At 64.2% G+C, this 18,090-nt stretch carries 28 protein-coding genes; 9 read left to right on the forward strand and 19 right to left on the reverse strand.

Features of this window, described 5'->3' with window-relative positions:
* Window positions 1–12 precede the first annotated feature (12 nt).
* From tmk to J2X09_RS16280, 7 genes are all read left to right on the forward strand, one after another.
* On the forward strand, window positions 13–672 hold the full coding sequence (tmk, locus tag J2X09_RS16250; RefSeq protein ID WP_204731235.1) for a dTMP kinase: 660 nt from the start codon (window positions 13–15) through the stop codon (window positions 670–672).
* Window positions 669–1,694, forward strand: coding sequence for a DNA polymerase III delta subunit-related protein (locus J2X09_RS16255; RefSeq protein WP_204731234.1), 1,026 nt, complete (start codon window positions 669–671; stop codon window positions 1,692–1,694). The genes tmk and J2X09_RS16255 overlap by 4 nt, the downstream gene beginning before the upstream one ends.
* Window positions 1,695–1,811: 117 nt before the next feature.
* Complete coding sequence (locus tag J2X09_RS16260) at window positions 1,812–2,183, forward strand: PilZ domain-containing protein (protein ID WP_204731233.1); 372 nt, start codon at window positions 1,812–1,814, stop codon at window positions 2,181–2,183.
* Window positions 2,184–2,262: 79 nt separating this feature from the next.
* Window positions 2,263–3,078 (forward strand): TatD family hydrolase, encoded by an 816-nt coding sequence (locus J2X09_RS16265; RefSeq protein WP_204731232.1) that lies wholly within the window; start codon window positions 2,263–2,265, stop codon window positions 3,076–3,078.
* A 74-nt stretch (window positions 3,079–3,152) separates the two neighbouring features.
* A complete protein-coding gene (locus J2X09_RS16270) occupies window positions 3,153–3,782 on the forward strand; it encodes an ankyrin repeat domain-containing protein (protein ID WP_310308773.1) in 630 nt (209 codons plus the stop codon).
* Between the two features lie 124 nt (window positions 3,783–3,906).
* Complete coding sequence (locus J2X09_RS16275; protein ID WP_204731230.1) at window positions 3,907–4,395, forward strand: tripartite tricarboxylate transporter TctB family protein; 489 nt, start codon at window positions 3,907–3,909, stop codon at window positions 4,393–4,395.
* Window positions 4,396–4,411: 16 nt separating this feature from the next.
* Entirely contained in the window at window positions 4,412–5,923 is a 1,512-nt protein-coding gene (locus J2X09_RS16280) for a tripartite tricarboxylate transporter permease (protein ID WP_204731229.1), read from the forward strand.
* Window positions 5,924–6,693: 770 nt separating this feature from the next.
* Here J2X09_RS16280 and J2X09_RS16285 read toward each other — a convergent pair.
* From J2X09_RS16285 to J2X09_RS16320, 8 genes are all read right to left on the reverse strand, one after another.
* The gene (locus J2X09_RS16285) at window positions 6,694–7,728 is read right to left on the reverse strand and encodes a zonular occludens toxin domain-containing protein (protein ID WP_204731228.1); all 1,035 of its coding nucleotides are present in this window, start codon (window positions 7,726–7,728) and stop codon (window positions 6,694–6,696) included.
* Window positions 7,725–8,054 carry a DUF2523 domain-containing protein gene (locus tag J2X09_RS16290; RefSeq protein ID WP_204731227.1) on the reverse strand — a complete coding sequence of 110 codons (330 nt, stop codon included), beginning with the start codon at window positions 8,052–8,054 and terminating at the stop codon, window positions 7,725–7,727. The genes J2X09_RS16285 and J2X09_RS16290 overlap by 4 nt, the downstream gene beginning before the upstream one ends.
* Window positions 8,054–8,716, reverse strand: coding sequence for a virulence factor TspB C-terminal domain-related protein (locus J2X09_RS16295; protein ID WP_204731226.1), 663 nt, complete (start codon window positions 8,714–8,716; stop codon window positions 8,054–8,056). The genes J2X09_RS16290 and J2X09_RS16295 overlap by 1 nt, the downstream gene beginning before the upstream one ends.
* Before the next feature lie 825 nt (window positions 8,717–9,541).
* Window positions 9,542–9,763 carry a major capsid protein gene (locus J2X09_RS16300; RefSeq protein ID WP_204731225.1) on the reverse strand — a complete coding sequence of 74 codons (222 nt, stop codon included), beginning with the start codon at window positions 9,761–9,763 and terminating at the stop codon, window positions 9,542–9,544.
* A 21-nt stretch (window positions 9,764–9,784) separates the two neighbouring features.
* Window positions 9,785–9,973: a hypothetical protein gene (locus tag J2X09_RS16305; RefSeq protein WP_204731224.1), complete on the reverse strand. Its 189-nt coding sequence runs from the start codon at window positions 9,971–9,973 to the stop codon at window positions 9,785–9,787.
* Window positions 9,973–10,359 carry a hypothetical protein gene (locus J2X09_RS16310; RefSeq protein WP_204731223.1) on the reverse strand — a complete coding sequence of 129 codons (387 nt, stop codon included), beginning with the start codon at window positions 10,357–10,359 and terminating at the stop codon, window positions 9,973–9,975. The genes J2X09_RS16305 and J2X09_RS16310 overlap by 1 nt, the downstream gene beginning before the upstream one ends.
* Window positions 10,343–11,548, reverse strand: coding sequence for a phage/plasmid replication domain-containing protein (locus J2X09_RS16315; RefSeq protein WP_310308778.1), 1,206 nt, complete (start codon window positions 11,546–11,548; stop codon window positions 10,343–10,345). The genes J2X09_RS16310 and J2X09_RS16315 overlap by 17 nt, the downstream gene beginning before the upstream one ends.
* Complete coding sequence (locus J2X09_RS16320; RefSeq protein WP_204731222.1) at window positions 11,542–11,886, reverse strand: hypothetical protein; 345 nt, start codon at window positions 11,884–11,886, stop codon at window positions 11,542–11,544. The genes J2X09_RS16315 and J2X09_RS16320 overlap by 7 nt, the downstream gene beginning before the upstream one ends.
* A gap of 499 nt (window positions 11,887–12,385) precedes the next feature.
* Here J2X09_RS16320 and J2X09_RS16325 point away from each other — a divergent pair, with 499 nt between their 5' ends.
* Window positions 12,386–12,748, forward strand: a complete 363-nt coding sequence (locus J2X09_RS16325; RefSeq protein ID WP_204731221.1) for a helix-turn-helix domain-containing protein — start codon at window positions 12,386–12,388, stop codon at window positions 12,746–12,748.
* A gap of 103 nt (window positions 12,749–12,851) precedes the next feature.
* Window positions 12,852–13,625 carry a hypothetical protein gene (locus J2X09_RS16330; RefSeq protein WP_204731220.1) on the forward strand — a complete coding sequence of 258 codons (774 nt, stop codon included), beginning with the start codon at window positions 12,852–12,854 and terminating at the stop codon, window positions 13,623–13,625.
* Here J2X09_RS16330 and J2X09_RS16335 read toward each other — a convergent pair.
* From J2X09_RS16335 to J2X09_RS16385, 11 genes are read right to left on the reverse strand one after another with little or no spacing between them, the layout of a single operon-like run.
* The gene (locus tag J2X09_RS16335) at window positions 13,512–13,859 is read right to left on the reverse strand and encodes a hypothetical protein (protein WP_204731219.1); all 348 of its coding nucleotides are present in this window, start codon (window positions 13,857–13,859) and stop codon (window positions 13,512–13,514) included. The genes J2X09_RS16330 and J2X09_RS16335 overlap by 114 nt on opposite strands.
* The gene (locus tag J2X09_RS16340) at window positions 13,849–13,998 is read right to left on the reverse strand and encodes a hypothetical protein (protein ID WP_204731218.1); all 150 of its coding nucleotides are present in this window, start codon (window positions 13,996–13,998) and stop codon (window positions 13,849–13,851) included. The genes J2X09_RS16335 and J2X09_RS16340 overlap by 11 nt, the downstream gene beginning before the upstream one ends.
* Window positions 13,995–14,174, reverse strand: a complete 180-nt coding sequence (locus J2X09_RS16345) for a hypothetical protein (protein WP_204731217.1) — start codon at window positions 14,172–14,174, stop codon at window positions 13,995–13,997. Before J2X09_RS16345 ends, J2X09_RS16340 begins: the two co-directional genes overlap by 4 nt.
* On the reverse strand, window positions 14,171–14,536 hold the full coding sequence (locus J2X09_RS16350) for a hypothetical protein (protein ID WP_204731216.1): 366 nt from the start codon (window positions 14,534–14,536) through the stop codon (window positions 14,171–14,173). Before J2X09_RS16350 ends, J2X09_RS16345 begins: the two co-directional genes overlap by 4 nt.
* Before the next feature lie 6 nt (window positions 14,537–14,542).
* Window positions 14,543–15,019 (reverse strand): hypothetical protein, encoded by a 477-nt coding sequence (locus J2X09_RS16355; RefSeq protein WP_204731215.1) that lies wholly within the window; start codon window positions 15,017–15,019, stop codon window positions 14,543–14,545.
* Window positions 15,016–15,762 (reverse strand): glycoside hydrolase family 24 protein, encoded by a 747-nt coding sequence (locus J2X09_RS16360; RefSeq protein ID WP_204731214.1) that lies wholly within the window; start codon window positions 15,760–15,762, stop codon window positions 15,016–15,018. The genes J2X09_RS16355 and J2X09_RS16360 overlap by 4 nt, the downstream gene beginning before the upstream one ends.
* Window positions 15,762–16,538 (reverse strand): hypothetical protein, encoded by a 777-nt coding sequence (locus J2X09_RS16365; protein ID WP_204731213.1) that lies wholly within the window; start codon window positions 16,536–16,538, stop codon window positions 15,762–15,764. Before J2X09_RS16365 ends, J2X09_RS16360 begins: the two co-directional genes overlap by 1 nt.
* Window positions 16,535–17,047, reverse strand: coding sequence for a hypothetical protein (locus J2X09_RS16370; protein WP_204731212.1), 513 nt, complete (start codon window positions 17,045–17,047; stop codon window positions 16,535–16,537). The genes J2X09_RS16365 and J2X09_RS16370 overlap by 4 nt, the downstream gene beginning before the upstream one ends.
* Window positions 17,044–17,421, reverse strand: coding sequence for a hypothetical protein (locus J2X09_RS16375; RefSeq protein WP_204731211.1), 378 nt, complete (start codon window positions 17,419–17,421; stop codon window positions 17,044–17,046). The genes J2X09_RS16370 and J2X09_RS16375 overlap by 4 nt, the downstream gene beginning before the upstream one ends.
* A complete protein-coding gene (locus J2X09_RS16380; RefSeq protein ID WP_204731210.1) occupies window positions 17,394–17,654 on the reverse strand; it encodes a hypothetical protein in 261 nt (86 codons plus the stop codon). The genes J2X09_RS16375 and J2X09_RS16380 overlap by 28 nt, the downstream gene beginning before the upstream one ends.
* On the reverse strand, window positions 17,654–18,067 hold the full coding sequence (locus J2X09_RS16385; RefSeq protein WP_204731209.1) for a hypothetical protein: 414 nt from the start codon (window positions 18,065–18,067) through the stop codon (window positions 17,654–17,656). Before J2X09_RS16385 ends, J2X09_RS16380 begins: the two co-directional genes overlap by 1 nt.
* Between the last annotated feature and the right edge of the window lie 23 nt (window positions 18,068–18,090).

Here is an 18,090-nt window from a genome sequence, read left to right on the forward strand (position 1 = left end):
TCGTATCCGACCATGCCCGCTGCCGGACTCTTCTTCACCTTCGAAGGCATCGACGGCGCGGGCAAATCCACGCACATCGCCGCGCTGGCCGACGCCTTCACCGCCGAAGGCCGTGTGGTCACGCTCACCCGCGAGCCAGGCGGCACGCCGCTGGCGGAAAAGCTGCGCGAACTCGTGCTGAACGACGCCATGGACCCGTTGAGCGAGGCCCTGCTCATGTTCGCGGCGCGCCGCGACCACCTGCAGCAGGTCATCGAACCCGCGCTGGCGCGAGGCGAGGTTGTGCTGTGCGACCGCTTCACCGACGCGACCTTCGCCTATCAGGGCAGTGGCCGAGGTTTTGACCTGAACGTGCTGCGCCAGCTGGAAAACTGGGTGCAGGCGCGGCCAGACAGCCCGCAGATCCGCCAGCCCGACCTCACGGTGTGGTTCGACCTGCCACCCGAGGTGGCAGCACAACGCCTGGTTGCCGCGCGCATGCCTGACCGGTTCGAGTCCCAGCCGCAGGCCTTCTTCGAGCGTGTCGCGTCAGGCTATGCGCAACGCATGCAGGCTTCACCCGAGCGGTTTGCCCGCATCGCCTCCGATCTGCCCCGGGAGGCGGTCTGGCAGCAGGTGCGGCAGGCGTTCGAACAGCGCAACTGGCTGCCGCCCGAGGGAGGGCGCGCATGAGTGGCCTGGCGCCCTGGTTGCAGCGGCAGTTGCAGCGTCTGCTTGCCCAGCGCGGCCACGCCTTGCTGCTGTCCGGACCTTCCGGTCTTGGCCAGTACGACCTCGCACTTGCGCTGGCGCGGGCCTGGCTGTGCGAGCAGCCGGGAGAACACGGCGCGTGTGGTGTATGCGGCAGTTGCCATGCCATCGACGTGCGCACGCATGCCGACCTGTGCGTGCTCATGCCCGAAACCCTCAGCCTCGAGCTGGGATGGCCGCTGGACGAGGGCGCCCAGAAGGAAATCGACGACAAGAAGCGCAAGGCAAGCAAGCTCATCCGCGTCGAGGCTGCCCGCGAGGCGGTGGGCTTCACGCAGTTCACGCGCTCGCGCGGTCGTACCAAGGTGATCCTGGTCCATCCGGCCGAGCGGATGAACGTGGAATCCGCGAACACGCTCCTCAAGACGCTGGAAGAGCCTGCGGGCGAGGTGAGGTTTGTCCTTTCCACCGAGGCCGCGCACCAGTTGCTGCCCACCATCCGCAGCCGCTGCCTCACCCACAACATGGCGTGGCCCGCTGAGGCCGAGGCGCTGGAGTGGTTGCAGCAGCAGGCCGCGGGGGAAAACCGCAGCGTCAGCCGCGACCAGGCGGCCGTGTGGCTGCAGGCCGCAGGCGGTCGGCCTGACGATGCCCTGGCCTGGGCCGCCGCCGGGCTGCAGGGCTCGACCTGGGCGCAACTTCCGCAGGCACTGGCCCGGGGCGACTGGGGCACGCTGAACGGCTGGCCGCCAGCGCAACAGCTTTCGGTGCTGCAGAAGCTGTGTCACGACCTCATGGCCCGCGCGGCCGGGGCGCCCGCACGCTTTTTCCAGTCGGAACAGTTGCCACCGGCACCTCGATGGGGAGCGCTGGCGCAATGGTCGCGTGAACTCGCGAACGCCGCACGCTCCGTCGAACACCCCTACAACGCGGGCCTGATGCAGGAAGCCTGGGCCGCGCGCACCCGGCAGGTGCTGGCGGGCGCGGCCGGTCGCAAAGGCTGAAAGCCACCCGGAAGCTGGCGAAACGCCGATTTGTCACGGAATTGGCCCGGTATTGATGCCCTGCGATGGCAGCAAAACCGCCCGAATGCCCAGGTATTGCCGCTAAACTCGCCAACCATGAGCACCCATCCATCCCCATCGTCCGCAGCGGCGCGGCCGAGCGTGATCCAGCTCTCCATCAAGGAAAAGGCGGCTTTGTATGCCGCCTACATTCCTTTGTTTGCCGACGGTGGGATCTTCATTCCCTCGTCGCGCGAGTACCGACTGGGCGACGATGTCTATGTGCTGCTCAGCCTTCCCGATGATCCGCAGCGCTATCCGGTGGCAGGCAAGGTGGCCTGGGTCACGCCCGCCAAGGCGCAAGGCGCACGCACGCAAGGGGTGGGCATCCGATTCCCGGCGGATGAAAAGTCGCGCCAGCTCAAGCTCAAGATCGAGGAGATCCTGGGCTCCAGCCTCGGTTCCGACCGCGCCACACAGACACTCTGACCACCCGCTCCCCTGCAGGCCGATGCGGCGCACAATGCGTGTTGCCCATCGGCCTTTTCCATGCCTGCTTCCCTTTCGCATGTTCACCGACTCCCACTGCCACCTCAGTTTTCCCGAACTTCAGGCCCAGCTGCCCGACATCCTCAAGGCCATGGAGCAAGCGCAGGTCGACCGGGCCCTGTGCATCTGCACAACGCTGGAAGAATTCGAGGAGGTGTACGGCCTCGCCCACGATCACAGCCACCTGTGGGCCACCGTGGGTGTGCACCCCGACAGCGACAACGTGCAGGAGCCCTCGCTCGACGATCTGCTGGACCGAGCAGCACGCCCCCGCGTGGTGGGCATTGGCGAAACAGGACTGGACTATTACCGGCTCGGCGAGCGGACCGTCGCTGACATGGAGTGGCAGCGCGAGCGCTTTCGGACCCACATCCGCGCCGCACGCCAGACTGCGCTCCCTTTGGTCATCCACACCCGCAGTGCTTCCGACGACACCGTGGCAATCCTGCGCGAGGAGGGTGGCTTCGGCTCGGCGACGGCACAGCCGAGGCCTGTGGCGACCGGTGTGTTCCACTGCTTCACGGAAAGCATGGCCGTGGCACGTGCTGCCCTGGACCTGGGCTTTTTCATCTCGTTTTCCGGCATCCTGACGTTTCGCAATGCGGCCGACCTGCGCGAGGTGGCGGCCTATGTGCCACTCGACCGCATCCTCATTGAAACCGACAGCCCGTATCTCGCACCGGTGCCCTACAGGGGCAAGACCAACACCCCCGCCTACGTGCCCTGGGTGGCGAGGCAGGTGGCAGAGCTCAAGCAGCTCAGCGTGGAGGCCGTGGCGGAGGCCACCAGCCGGAACTTTGAAACCCTGTTCAATGGCATCAAGGCATCGGCCTGAAGCAAATGCATCTCATCCAGCACATCAAGAATATGAAAAAGTTCATTGTTTTCAAATGGATGATTTGCCTTGTCATGGTATGGGTTCCGGCCTCCTGGGCGAGCTCATTCGACGATTTCTTCATCGCGGTCAAGAAGAACGATGTGCCCGCCTTGCGCCACCTCGTCCAGCGCGGGTTTGACCTCAACACACGCAACGCAGAAGGCGAGCACGCGCTGTATCTGGCGCTGCGCGACGACGCCCCTGATGTCGCGACCTACCTGATCAGTCAACCGAAGGTGGATGTGGAGGCACGCACCGCCAAGGACGAAAGTCCGCTGATGATCGCGGCCATCAAGGGGCGCCTGGAGCTTGCCAGGCGCCTGATCGCGCGCAAGGCCGAGGTGAACAAGACCGGCTGGACGCCGCTGCATTACGCCGCATCGAATGCGAACGAAACCAGCACGGCCATGGTACGGCTGCTGCTGGAGAACCATGCCTACATCGATGCGGAGTCGCCGAACAAGACCACCCCGCTCATGATGGCGGCGCACTATGGAGCACCGGGTGTGGTCAAGCTGCTGCTGGAAGAGGGGGCCGACCCACTGCTCAAGAACCAGCTGGGTCTGACCGCCATCGATTTCGCGCAACGCGCCAATCGGCAAGCCTCCGCCGACATCATCTCGGCCTTCGTTCGCGCCAGGCAACCCAAGGGCAAGTGGTGATTGCCGCCCCGAAAGGGTGCAGAGGCAGACATCCCCGCCAGGCGAAAAGTAGGTGTAACCCACATGCGCCGATCGACTCGGCCGCATCAAAATCCTGCGGTTACCCACAAATTGAGGAGACGCCGTGAAATTGGCAAGCCAAAAGGACTTCTACTCCGGACTCATGTTCACAGCCGTCGGCATCGTGTTTGCCGTCGGAGCCACCAACTTCACGGTTGGCAGCGCTGCGCGCATGGGCCCGGGCTATTTCCCACTTCTGCTCGGCATTCTGCTGGCGATTCTTGGCGTGATCGTCACGCTGCAGTCGTTCAAGAGCAAGGCGACGGATGGGGATCCCATCGGCAGTTTCGCCTGGCGGCCCCTGGGCTTCATCATCGGCGCCAACCTGGCGTTCGGTGTGCTGCTCGTTGGCGTGCCGGCGCTGGGCATTCCGGCATTCGGCATGATCATCGCTATTTATGCGCTGGTGCTCATCGCCGGCTTCGCACGCCCCAATTCGAGCATCAAGGAATCGCTGATCCTCGCCACCATCCTTGCGGCGGGCAGCTATTTCGCCTTCGTGTACGCGTTGAATCTGCAGTTCCCGGTGTGGCCTGCTTTCGTGACCGCCTGAGCCGGAGACATTCGCCATGGAACTGATTGATCATTTGACGCTGGGCTTCGGCGTCGCCTTCACCGCACAGAACCTGCTCTACGCGCTGCTGGGCTGCCTGCTGGGCACGCTCATCGGCGTGCTGCCTGGCATCGGCCCGGTGGCGACCATCGCCATGCTCCTGCCCGCCACTTATGGCCTGCCGCCTGTGGCCGCGCTGATCATGCTGGCTGGCATCTACTACGGCGCACAGTATGGTGGCTCTACCACGGCCATCCTGGTCAACCTGCCGGGTGAATCGTCCTCGGTGGTGACCGTGATCGACGGCCATCAGATGGCGAAAAAGGGAAGGGCGGGTCCCGCGCTGGCGGCCGCTGGCCTGGGCTCCTTCTTTGCAGGCTGCGTCGGCACGCTCGTGCTGGCCGCCTTTGCTCCACCGCTGACCGAAGTGGCCCTGAGCTTTGGTCCCGCTGAATACTTCGCGCTGATGATCGTGGGCCTGATTGGTGCCGTGGTGCTGGCCTCTGGCTCGCTCATCAAGGCGCTGGCCATGATCGTGCTGGGCCTGCTGCTGGGTCTGGTCGGCACGGACGTGAACTCCGGCGTGGCGCGCTTCAGCTTCGACGTTCCTGAACTCACCGATGGCATCAGCTTCGTTGTGATCGCCATGGGCGTGTTCGGCTACGGCGAAATCATCCACAACCTCTCGCACCCCGAAGGCGAACGCTCTGTGTTCACCGACAAGGTGCAGGGCCTGATGCCGACCAAGGAAGACTTCAAGAACATGCTGCCGGCCGTGCTGCGCGGCACGGCACTGGGTTCTGCGCTGGGCATCCTGCCGGGTGGTGGCGCACTGCTGTCCGCCTTTGCGGCTTACACGATCGAGAAGAAGGTCAAGCTCAAGGCCGGCGAAATCCCGTTCGGCAAGGGCAACATCCGCGGTGTGGCAGGCCCCGAATCGGCCAACAACGCCGGTGCACAGACCTCGTTCATCCCGCTGCTCACGCTGGGCATTCCGCCCAACGCCGTGATGGCGCTGATGGTCGGTGCCATGACCATCCACAACATCCAGCCCGGCCCGCAGGTGATGACCAGCAACCCGGAACTGTTCTGGGGCCTGATCGCCTCGATGTGGATCGGCAACGCCATGCTGATCATCCTGAACCTGCCGCTGATCGGCATGTGGATCAAGTTGCTGGCCGTGCCTTATCGCTGGCTGTTCCCCGCCATCGTGCTGTTCTGTGCGATCGGGGTGTACTCGACCAACAACAACAACTTCGACATCTGGATGGTGGCGCTGTTCGGCGTGATCGGCTACATCTTCATCAAGCTCGGTTGTGAGCCTGCACCTTTGCTGCTGGGCTTCATCCTCGGCCCGATGATGGAGGAGTACCTGCGCCGCGCGCTGCTGATCTCCCGCGGTGACTGGTCGGTGTTCGTGACGCGTCCGATCTCCGCCTCGCTGCTGGCCGTGGCCGTGGCGCTGCTGCTGATCGTGCTGCTGCCGTCGATCAAGAAGAAGCGCGAGGAAGCCTTCGTCGAAGATTGATGAAATGACCTTGGTGGCGTCTGCCGCCGCGTCATAAATGCAGAAACCCGGATCGCTGAAAGGCGTTCCGGGTTTTTTCGTGGCCACGACGAACGAGCCGCGATAGCCTGCAGAGGAGAGTTGCTTGATCGGCATGAGCCCCTTGCAGCCGTGTCCTTGAAAGATTTGAGTGCGCCTTTGATATTCCACGATGTATATAAAAGTTAAATTTCTAATGACAATTCGATAGATAGAATTGTGCATAAACGTGGCGATATGACAACAGAAAAGTTGCACGCGGTAAGCGTTCCACACTCACCGGGCCAGCAGCCCTCCGCCAGCTAGCACGCCACCCCTTCGCACTCTGGCACTCTGGCACTCGCACTCTGGCACTCGCATTCCGACAGGCATTGCATGTCCGGTCTTCATGTCTACGTGTCCGACGTGTCTACGTGTCCGACGTGTCCGACGTGTCTACAGGGGTGGCGTGTCTACGCTGGCTCCAGGCAGCAGGCCCGGTGAGCGCTCCACTTTTGGCGTTGAAGTAGGGGTCACTGGTTAACCCACGTTGACATGGGGCGCTTCGCCCCCATACCCCAGACCCCGAACCCCTACGGGGTGCCCCACAGGGGGGCGGTTCGGGGCCCCATGTTGTCCCCAGAAAGAAAAATCAGCGCCTTAGCAGGAGCCGGAGTAGTTGGCGTAGGCCACGAGAAAGCATCTTGGCCAAGAGCAAATTGGTTGCGCGTTGCGCCTGGCTTTTGCGGCCGTCTCCCCACCTTGGGGAGCGTCTACGAGGCGGGAACACTGGTCTTCACCGGCGCGGCCGCAGCACCCTGCGGTGCTGGCTGGCCTGCGGCCGTCTCGAAATCAATGAAGATCCCGTGCCGCACGATCTGCAGGCAGATCTGCTCGGTGGTGCGGTAGGGGGTGCCGGTCTGCGTGAAGCACTTGCAGCCCTTGCCGGTCCACTGGATGCACGCGGCAGGCAGCGGGACACGTGTCGGAGTCGTAAGGCCGTCATAGACCGGCGCAGTGTGCTCAAGGCCTTCGAGCCTTGGCACGCGCTCCGTGGCGTACTCCAAGGCCGTCTTGGGCCGCTGCTGCTGCGGCTGCGGCTGGCCGCCAATGCCTGGAACATCAGGCGACACGCCGCTCGCCCCTGCAGGAGCCGAACTGCCGCCGGGTGGCTTGCCGGACCCACCGAACGCCTCTCCGCGAGAGAGCTTGCCAAGAAACACTGCCCAGGCAATGCCGACGCCAATGATGATCAGCACAGCAATCACGATTGGCATCGGCACCTTGAGCTTGTGCGTGTGGACCTCGGCGGACTTGTACCAGCCAAAAACCTCTTTGGGATACCGGCGCGTGTTGGACACGCTGTCTTTGCGTGTCTTGTCACAGTTCTCGCGCACGCCCTGCCACTGGTGAACAGAAACGGTGCGCGACCCGAACTTGCGCATGATGTGCCGGTGGACCTCGATGTCCTTTCGGACAGCTGCGTCCAGCTTGCCGGGATGCTGCGTGATCAGAAAGATGTCGTGGCCGTTGTGCCGGTGCGTCGCCATGCGCGCGACATGCTCAGGCGCTGCCTGACCGTTGCCACGCAGAGGGAAATGATACTGGGCCTCATCAATGACGATGATCGCGCCTGGGGGGCACTCGTACCACTTCTTCGGATCGTCCAGCAGCTTCCAAGGCAGGGTCAACTCCTTGATGCCGTGGTAGTAAACCTCCCGGTTTTCCTTCTTCCGCTTGGCCTCAACATCAGCGATGGTGAGAAGCGTCTTTCCAGCGCCGGGAAGACCAGAGGTCAGCGTGATCATGAACCGCCCCCAGGCACGACGCGCATGCGGCTGAAAGAGTCATTGTTCAAGCCCCACAGAGTGAGCTTGATCACGAAGGCGCTAAACCAAATGTTTAGACAAACACCCACCTTCAATACCCCGATCAGCTGCACCGTGACGGGCGGCAACGTGTGGAGGAGCGCCATGATCTGCGCTTGATTCATGTCCACCAGCGCATTCATGCCGGTATACGTGACATAGCCAATGCCGAGCGACACGAGCGATTTCGCGACGATCTGCCCAACACCGGACGCAAGCCCGGCAACGATCCAGCCGGCCAAGCCGGCAGCAAGCGGTAAGGCCATCAGTCACCCCTCCTCAAAATGAACAACGTCGCACCGAGCAGGCTCATGGCCACAAGCAAGTTGCCGATGAGCTGGAGCCATGTGCAGATGCGCGATAGCTCCAGAACCATCGTGCGACCGGCGACATGAAACGAGATATCCGCAGGGCAAGAAGAGCCAAGCGGGTTCGACTGGTCGAAGACCCCCACAGAAATCTGCTGCGCGTTTTCTGCCGGGTTCTCAGTCCACGTGCCAGCGAGCACCGAGTTGACGAGGCCTTGCGTGTCGCTGTCCATCTCAAAAACGTCTTTGAGCTTGCACAGCTGATCGTTGACAGCCTTTGCAGTCGCGCATTGCACGGCGTCGCCCGTGCACTGGAACGACGCTTGGCAGTTGCCGCCGAAGCTGGAGCCTTCACCACCACCGCATTCCTTCGAGGCGGGATTTGCCGCGCAAAACTCGCCCTTACCCTGCGTGGTGGTGCTGGTGGTGGTCGTGGGAGAACCACCATTGACAGTTGTCGTGGTGGTCGTTGTCGTGGTGCAGCTGCCAGCGCCGTTGCACGTCGTGGCCTTGGACTCGGTCTTCTGCGTGGTGTTGCCCGCACCATCGTTCGTGGTGTTCGTGCTGGTGCTGCCGCTGCTGGTGTTCGAACACGGCACGTTCACGGTGACACCATTCACGGTGCCTGGGCACATCCCGGGCGGTGGAGCTTCCGGCCAGTTCGTGTCAGGTGTACCAACTGGCGGCGGCGCATCGGGTTCTGGCGACGGTGTGCACGTTGTGCCCGCACCAGATGCCCCGCTAACGCCGGAGCCATGGCACACGTAGGACCCTCCAGAGCCGGTTCCACCGCAGATGTCCCCGGTCACCGTGGCGGTGCACGAGTAACCTGCATTCGTCATGCAGATGGTGCGCGTGGACAAGGACGGATTCGTCGTGGTCCAGGAGGCTTTGACGGGCGAGCCGTTGATGCTGGCGCAGTGCTGTTCTTCCGGCGTCTGCTGGACAACGCATGCGTTGCCGTCTTCGACATAGCCGCTGTTGCACGAGCACTGCCCACCAGAAAGCGTTGCGTTACCGGGACAGGACTGGACAGGACCGGAGTTCACAGCAATGGTGATCGTTGCGCCACTCCAGGCGGGACCGGTCCAACGGCAATTGCTGCTATCAGCTGAGATGAAACTCCGAGCGTTTCCGTCGTATGCAATTGCCTTGGCGATCCAGTCTTGACAGGCCGCTGTCGGGCTAGAAGACCACGCGCTAGTAACTTGATCAGTGGTAACTCGATACTGCGTCGAGGTCGTAGGAGGAAACGCCGCGTGCGCCTGTGCGCCGAAAACCAGCAGCAGGAGGGCCAGAAAGGCCCTCAGGGCGCGAGAAACAGCCATACCGCCCCCAGCACACCCACCACCACGTAAATGCCGTAGAAGTCTGTTTCCATCGCGTTGCTCCAGTGAACCCATTCCATGGGGGTGCACGCACCCCCACAGGATGGATTCACACCATCACTTCATCACGCGGCGCAGCCACACGAACAGCAGCAGAGCCAGCAGGATGCCGATGGCAAGCCCGCCGGCATCGCCGATGTCTTCCTTAGCCGAAGCGACGTCCGTCGCAAGGCTGGCCGGCAGCGCGGCGTGCACGCTGGTGCCGATCAGCAGAAGACCCGTGCCGACGGCAGCGGGAACCTTGGCGCCGAAGCGCTTGATAGCGTTGAAGGGTTTCATCACAGTTTCCTTTCTTGGTGGTCAACCGTCGCTGTTGCCTTTTAGGACCGCCATCAGCGCGCGGATGCCGAAGCCGGCAAACCACAAGGAGACGACGAGTCCAGAGAGCACCAGCCCGTCAGCGACGGTTAAATGAAACGGGCCGGTGGTTTCGAGTTGGAGCGTCACCGTGCAAGCACTGGCACACTCAACGATGACGGGATCGGGCATTACGCAGGGACCGCTTTGCGGGGTTGAGCAGCTGCAGGACCACGCACTTCGCCGGTCAGCGGATCAGGCGTGTCCTCCAGCGGGCGGCAGTCGATCACCACCTCTTTGGTCTCACGGCCATTCGACACGCGCTCCACCTCCAGGCGGACCATCACGGGGCGGTCGATGCTGGGCTTGAGATGCGCAAGGCGCATCACGATCTCAGCATCAGGGACCTTCCACTCCTCGACGGAGTGGCCGAACTTCCAGTTCGTGCCGTCTTGGTCCTTGCGGTTGTGGCGCTCATCGAGCTTGACCTTGGTGTACAGCGCACCGCTGTTGATCTCCTTGCCGTCGAGCTTGCCCTTGAAGGCCTTCATGCCCACCAGTTCAACCTTGAGTTCCATTGCGTTTCCTTTCGATTTCAGGCAGCTCATACCAGTCAGGCGGAGACACAGGGCCGAGCCGGATAACCCTGGTCTTCGTTTTCAGTTGGGTGACGTTGCTTTTGATGGCGATATCCACCCCATAGGGCAACAGCGCCTTACGGTGCTTAAAGAACGTGGCGCGGCTCATCCGCGACACCACGTCATCACCGGCCTGCCACATGCGATACGTGGACAGGAGCGGCTTCGAAAGCCCACTCAACTCCTCGACCTCGGCCGAGGCACGCGAGAGCACTTCCTTGCGGTCTTCAAAATCGATTTCCAGCTGCTTCATGTCGAAGCCTCCGAGGTAGTGGCAACCCATGTCGTGCAGCTTGGTTGCCTTGTAGGTGGTCTCGAAACGCACGATCCCTCGCTCGTCGCACCAGTCGGCCAGCTGCTCTAGGTACGCGTCGCCCTTGGCATGTCGGCGCAGTTCCGCGGCTTTGAGATACGCCTTGCTGTACACACGGCGTGAACCGCGTCCGAAGTCCACGGTCTCACCGTCACCGTGGGTGCCGGTCTTCAAGCGGCTGGCCTGCTGGCCCGAGAGCCAGCGCATAAAGTGGTAGGCGTCCTCGCGTGAGCCGGTCTCGAAGTTCTCGGTCATGTCGACACGCGTGACGATGGCCCCCGTCCACACACTGCGCGGCTCACCCTTGAAGTTCGTGATGAACTTGTCACCTTCGGTGAACGCCGGCAGGTCGTGCTCTTCGAGCAGCGCATTGATGCGCTGGATGCACTGCATGAACGTGTAGCCGAACACGTTGTCGGGTCGGCGAAAACGCGAGGCGTTTCCTTCGAACCACACCGTTTCGCCGTCGCAGCGCAGGTACACGGACGTGTCATGGCTGCCCTCGATGCGCAGCTTCTTCAGCGTCGTATTGACACACTCGCCGTGGGCGTCAATGCGCAGGAACGCACCGTCACACAGTTTGGGCAGCTGTGCAGCGCCATGGCGCTGGTAAATGCTGATCCAGTCGCAGAAGCCCACCGCCTGAAACTTGGTGATGGGAGCAGGGTGCCAAGTCTCGGGACGTTTCACGTCCACTGCGACGAGCGCGGAGAGGGGGAACAACGCTTCGAGGTCGGCCCGATCAACAGCTTCCGCAGCTGGGCTAGAAGTGGCGAAAGTCTCGCCAGTGAGACTAAAGTGACGTGTTACTAGCACGTCACGCCCTCCGGGCCGGTCTGAGCCTCGGTCGCGGCAAGCCGCTGCCCGGTCTCTGCCCGGCCCTCCGGGGCAGCGGAGCAGCTGCAGCGACCGTCCACCAGCGCACACTGGCGGACGTTGCGGGTCGCGGTGGACATGCGCCCATGGATCGGGCCGTAGAGGTCCAGCTGCCACATTTCGACGCCGTCGGCGGTGTCCCAGGCGGTGACGATGCGTGCGCAGCAGATCGTGCGGCCAATCCGCGCCTGGACGTGCAGGCCGGCCACAGAGTGACCAGCCCGAGCAGCAGCTGCGCAAACGGCCGCGTGATCGCGGTGTGTGTACGGGGCGCTCATCGCGAAAGCTCCGCCCAATCGATCCTCAGAAAGTCCGCGAACGCCTGATACGTGAAAAACGGGAACATCACCAGTGCGAAGACCACGAAAACGATGCCGATGAATCTCATGGCCGCGTCCTGCGCCGAGGTTGGACATCGAGGCCGAGGAAGAGCACGACGTGCAACCACTGGAGGTAGTTGTGCTCATGCCGGGTGTTCTCCCCCGTCACTGGTGCGGCCGGAGCCGCCAAGGTTTCGACCGCGCCAGCCGGCGACGGGGGAGAACGATCGTCATGAAGACAGTCGGGCCACGAGCAACCGTCGCGGCAGATTTGATCGACGCTGCAGAACTGGCAAGCGCGAAGTTCGGTCTCGGGGAAGGGCATGGCGGCTCCTGATTTGCGCCCCCGTGAAGGGGGCGTTAAAGTCGGAGCCGTCCTGCAAGACACACCCCGACACGTTTAGGTCTTGACAACCTAAACGCAACCTTAGGTCAAAACGACCAAAGGAGCAACGCGATGAAATCTGATGAATTGAGCCAGTTGATTGCCCTTGCTGCAGCGCAGCACGGCAACAACAAGAGCGAGCTTGCCCGCCAGCTTGGCGTAAGCCCGCAGACGCTGAACCACTGGGAGACGGGAAAGATTCCGTGCCCGCCGGAGCGCGTGGCTCTCATCGCAGCAGCTGGAAATCTCCCGCCAGATCAATGGCTTACGAGAGCCGTGCTGTGGAAGCACGACGGTACAGACCTTGGGGAAAGACTCAAGGTGGCATTGGGAAAACCAATGCGAGCGATTGGCGCGGCGCTCGTTTTGTGTATCGCAGTCGCCTTGGCGGGGCACTTTGGTAAGGCCGAAAGCGGCCTTTTCAGGCGCGCCTGACATTCCACGATGTATATTATGTCAAGTTACATCCGGGCGCTTTTCCGGCGATTGATTCGCCGCCGTTGGGCGAAATTGGCGGGCCTTAATTACGGGAGCCCTGATGTTCAAAGCGCCTGGTCAATTGCCCCCTCTGTCGCTATTGCTTGATGACATTCCCACCAGGTGCGCGAAAACCATTTCGCGCCACCTGGGCATCAGCACCAGGACATTGAAGCGCTACCAGGTGGAAGACCAGGCGCCGCGCTTCATCCTGCTGGCCCTGTTCTTCGAAACCCGCTGGGGGCGCTCCATCATGGATTCCGAGCTCGAACACCGCCACCGCCTGCACATGGGCTACATCGACGCTCTCAAGCGCGAAAACGCACATCTGCAGGCCCGGATGGCTCGCTTGGCGGATCTGCTGGACCGGGGCGACTATGGAGCCGCCAACTCACCCATTTTCGATGCCCGGGCGCACTTTGTGCACATGGGTCCAGTCACCACCGGCGGGCATGTCCCGGTCCGGCTCAAACCCTTCGACCTCAGGCCGAAAATGCAGGCCTCCAATCAGCCGCCGATCACCCACGATGACAGCCCATGTGTCACGGCCGGCAGCGCGTCGCTGCTCAAAAAACACCGGAGCATCGACATCGGTGACGGTCAGAAAGAGCTGAGAGTCTTCCTTGATGCGGAACGTGATTTCCATCACACCGATGGTAAACCCGAGGATGCAAATTTTTCAAGAGCGCCCGGCGCGCCGCTGGCGATACAGCGGCGGGGTTCAGTCGCAGTGCTTGCCGCTGGGGTCGAACGTGTCCAGCAGCTCGGAACAGAACCAGTGCGCAACGCGCTGGCGCCACCCTCGCCCATGGGCAATGTGCCGCTTGAGGCGTGAGGTCACCAGCGTTTCGCGCGGCAGCTCGAGCAGGATCACGGTGAAGACCACCACGTTCACCAGGAAGTCCACCAGCAGGCCGAGAATCAGCACGGGGTACCCCAGATACAGCGCGGTCGGGCGCAGCGCGCCGGCGTCTTTGGCGCGCTTGAGGTTCATCACCGCCAGGTAGAGCACCCACAGCAGGTACAGCGCCGCCGGCGCGGCCAGGATCGGGGCGAGATCAGTGCTCACAGTCGCAGCCTTTCGTGCTCTGGCTGATCCAGCTGCGCAGCTGGGGCAGCTGCTGCAGGATCAGCGCGGCCAGGATGGCGCCGCCGATCAGCACCAGGCTCTCGCGGAGGACCTCGGGGGCGCTGGGTAGGACTTTCATCGGGGGGCCTCCTGGGACTGCGGAAACAGCCGCGTCTCGATGCGGATCAGGCTGCGCTCCATGGCATCGATCCGGCCCTCCAGGGAGAGCATCTTGGCGCTGTAGGTCAGCACACCGCCGACCATGGCCGACACGATGGCCACAATGATTTTTTCGAGCATAGGACGCGGCGTCACTTCTTCGCCTTGATGTGGAACAGAGTGCGATCGCCGAACAGGTAGAACCCGATCGCCGATGCGAAGTTGTCGATGCTGTCGCTGGGCACGCCGTAGGTCTTGCTCCAGACCCACACGCCCAGCACCACGCCGCCCAGCAAGGGCCGCTGCAGGCGCACAACGGCCTCCACCCAGGGGTAGGAGGGGTTCATGCCGCCGGCGGCGTTGATGGCCGTGAAGCGGTCCAGCTCGGCCTTTTGCATCGCCAGCCAGTCATTGACGGTGGCGGGCTTGAACTCGGCGCCGGTGAAGCGCGCCAGGATGGTCTTCACGACGTCAACGCCCACGGGGGCGAGCGCGGCCAGGATGGTGATCGGGTCCATAGGTCCTCAGAAGTAGCGGAAGTCCATGCCGCCGGCGTTGTCGGTGCCGTTGCTCTCGAAGGCCGGCGGGAGATCCACGCGGCGGGGGTCGGTCAGGGCGTACTGAGCGCGCGCCCTCGCCGCCTCGATCCGGCGCGCTTCCTCGCTGTCACCGCCCCACAGCACGGTGGAGCCGAACACGGAGCCGGCGCCGGCGTTGATGAAGGTTCCCGCCGGGCACGAAAACGAGGCGTCCAGCCAGCGCCCGGACGCAATGTCGGCCTCGCAGGCGCTGCGGTTGGTGTCGGGTACGCCCAGCACCGAGCCGATGCCCTTGACCACGCCCACGCCGGCGGCGCCCACGGCCTCAACGGCGCTCTGTGCGGCGCTGCCGGCGAGACCGGCGATGCCGCCGGCGCTGCTCACGCGGCGCGAGGCGTACCAGATCAGCCCGGCCACACCCAGCACGCCTAGCGCGATCAGCTTGGCGTTCGTGGCACTCATGCCAGGCTCCCGCCGGCGTTGAGGTAGCGCGCCTGCAGATCGCCCATGGAGCGCATGCCCTGCCCTGCGTAGTTCGCTCCTGGCAGGCTGGCCCACTCGCTGCGCGCAGCGGCCACAGCGCCGGCCAGATCGCCGCGCTCGATGCGCGCGAGGGCGCCGCGCTCGCGCAGCAGCTCGATGGCGGCGCGCTCCTGGCTGGCCGGCGAGAAGTCCACCAGGCCCAGCTTCGGCTTGAGGCGGCGCCAGGTGGTCACCGTGATCTGGAACTTGCCCGCCGCGGTGGAGCGGCACCCGGGGTTCAGGCCGGCGCCGCGGCACTGCTCGGCGGTCAGCACCACGCCGGGCCACTCGCCCAGGCTGTACGGGTGGTCCGCGAAGCTCTGGATGGTGTGGCTGTAGGCGTAGCACACGCGGTACGGGTCGGGCTGGTTGGCGGTGCCTTCGGCCCAGCCGATGGCATCGAGCAGCGCGGCGACATTGGCCGCGCGCGTGGTCGGTGGGTTCATGGTCACTTCCTTCTGCTGCGTTTCGAGCACGTTGGCCTGAATCCAGGCCGTGATGGTGTCAATGCCGCCGGCGGGGGCCGGGCCCGGCACGAAGGTCCAGGCGTCCAGGGCGGGCCAGTCCAGCACGCCAGGCGCCCCGCCCTGCGCTGGCTCTGGCGAGGCTGCAGCGCGGCGCGTGGCGGCGAACGCCACACCACCACCGAGCAGCAGCACCAGGGCCACCAGGGCGCGTTTCATCAGATCGCTTCCTCGATCAGCTCGATGCCGGAGATCAGGCCCACGTTCGCCGAGGCGACGAACACGCGGAACCCGGCGCCGGGCTCGATCAGCACGGGCTCGTAGAGGTCGCCCACGTCCACCTGGTTGGCCGCCAGCGAGGCAGTGAACACCGCGTTCATGGAGGGCGCGGTGCCGTTGAAGTTGCCCGCCGCAGTCTGGTAGCACTCGAACGAGGGCGGCGCGCCCAAGCGCTTGTGCACCGGCGCGCTGGGGTTGAGCGCCAGCCCGGTGCCCAGCGACGTGATGTGGCCGGACCCGTACACCGCCGCCACGGTCACCGAGACACGCAGCCGCTGGATGTAGATGTTCTTGCCGCTGCCTGGTGGGTTCCACAGCACGGTGCTGTGGTTGACGCCCACCGCCGCCGCCACGTTGAACGACGCGATGAAGGCCTGCCCGGCGATGGTGCGGCTCTTGGAGCTATCGACCACCTGCACCACGCCCGAGGTGCGCCGCGTGCCGGCCTCGCTGGTGCCGAACGCGAAGCGCACCACCTGCGCATTCGGGCTCTCGATGGTGATCGTGGAGTAGTCACCCCCCTTGAGGTAGAACGACGCTTCGGCGTTGCGCATGATGCCGCGCAGCTCGCCGTGCAGGCCGATCAGCTTCACGGTCACCGGGTACGAGCAATCGAGGATCTCGAAATAGCCGCCGGAGATCGCGTAGGACTTGTGCTCGCCGGTGGAGAACGCGGCGGTGAGGATTTCCAGAAACGGAGGGGCTTGGGTGGTCATGGCTTCAGGAGCGCATAGCCCACCACGCCAGCGGCGGCAGCGATGGCCGCCCACTGGATGGTGTTCTGTTGCGCGTTGTCGGTGGGTTGGAAGTTGTCGATGGCCTTGCCCGCCATCGACGTGTTGGAGTCGATCAGCTTGTCCACCAGGGCCGCGCCGGCGGTCACCGTCTTGTCCCAGGCGGCAACGTTCGCATCCATGCCCGCCTGGTTGAGCTCGACCACGGCGGCGCCGCTGCGCGAGATCACATCGGCGCCCATCGCGGCCATGGCCTTGACCACGTCCGGATCGTTCATGTTGATGGTGTTGCCGGAGGAACCGGAAACGCCGATGCCGTCCTGCACCGCCACGCGCTGATCGGTGTTGGTGGACGTGGTGTCGCTGCTGCTCGTGGAGCGGCCACCGCCGCCACCACCGCCGCACACCAGGCGGCCACACGCTTCGCGGCGCGTGACGCATTCGCCCAGGGGTTCACCCAGGGCGTACAGCTGTCGTTTCGTGATGCTCATCTGAGCGCCTTCCTCATGATCCAGCCGGCCACCTCGTAGCCGTGCCGCTCGCTCTTGTGCACCAGGCCGCGCCGCGAGGTCTGGAAGCCCACCTCGGTGCAACCGCACTGGCGCGCCGTTTCTTCGACCAGCTGGAAGCCCAGCTCGGTCAAGTCGTCTGTTGCCTTGCCCGCTGCGGCGGTGATCCACAGCACGTGGCCCTGGCGTTCCAGGACGAACACGCCACCACCGGTGGCGGTCTTCAGCTCGAAGGGCACGCCGGCGGCGGTCAGGCTCTCGGGGGTGGAGGTGCCGGCGGGGTCGATGATTGGCGTCTCGGTGAACGCCTGCACCGCCCGCTCGCGGCTCACTTCCTGGACGATCTCAAGCGCCATACGACCGCCAGACCGAGCGCGGCCCACACCCACCAGGGGATGGCACCGCCGATGCCCGAAACGAGGCCGGCGCCGCTGGACTTGTCCTGCTGGCTGCTGGCGCTCTGCACGCCGGAGAAATTGACGTTCCAGCCCGAGTTGTCGGCGCCCGAGCCGTAGCTCGCGCCCTCGGCGCTGCTGGGGCCGGCGCTGCCGCCCGCCCCGCCCGTCATGCTGGGGATGGGAGTGGTCATCAGCCCACCGCCAGGAGCGCCGCAACGCCGACCAGCAGGAGCGGCAGCACGCCACCGATACCGCCCTGCTGCAGGGGGGTGCCCACCTGGCTGTAGGTCAGGCCGTTCTGACCGGCGAAGGTCGCCGGCTGGGTGGTCTTGTTCTGCTGCACCGGGCCCAGGTGGTTGTCAATGGCGCGCGTGAGGCCGTATTCGGCCACGCGCTCCCACCAGGGGCGGTTGTCGCCCGCCGGAGCGGCCGCGTAGGGGTCCAGCTTGGCGCTTTCGCGCGCGTCGGTCCAGTAGCTGGCGCTCTGGTAGTAGTTGCCCTCGGCGGTGACCTTGGACACCACCTGGCCGGCGGTGTTGGCCGCGTACTGGGTGCCGCTGGCGTCCACCTCGATCCAGCTGCCGTCGTCGAAAAACTGTCGCATGGTGCGCTCCTGATGATCTGCAC

Origin of the sequence: Hydrogenophaga laconesensis (assembly GCF_031457235.1) — a bacterium.
Lineage (GTDB): Bacteria > Pseudomonadota > Gammaproteobacteria > Burkholderiales > Burkholderiaceae_C > Hydrogenophaga > Hydrogenophaga laconesensis.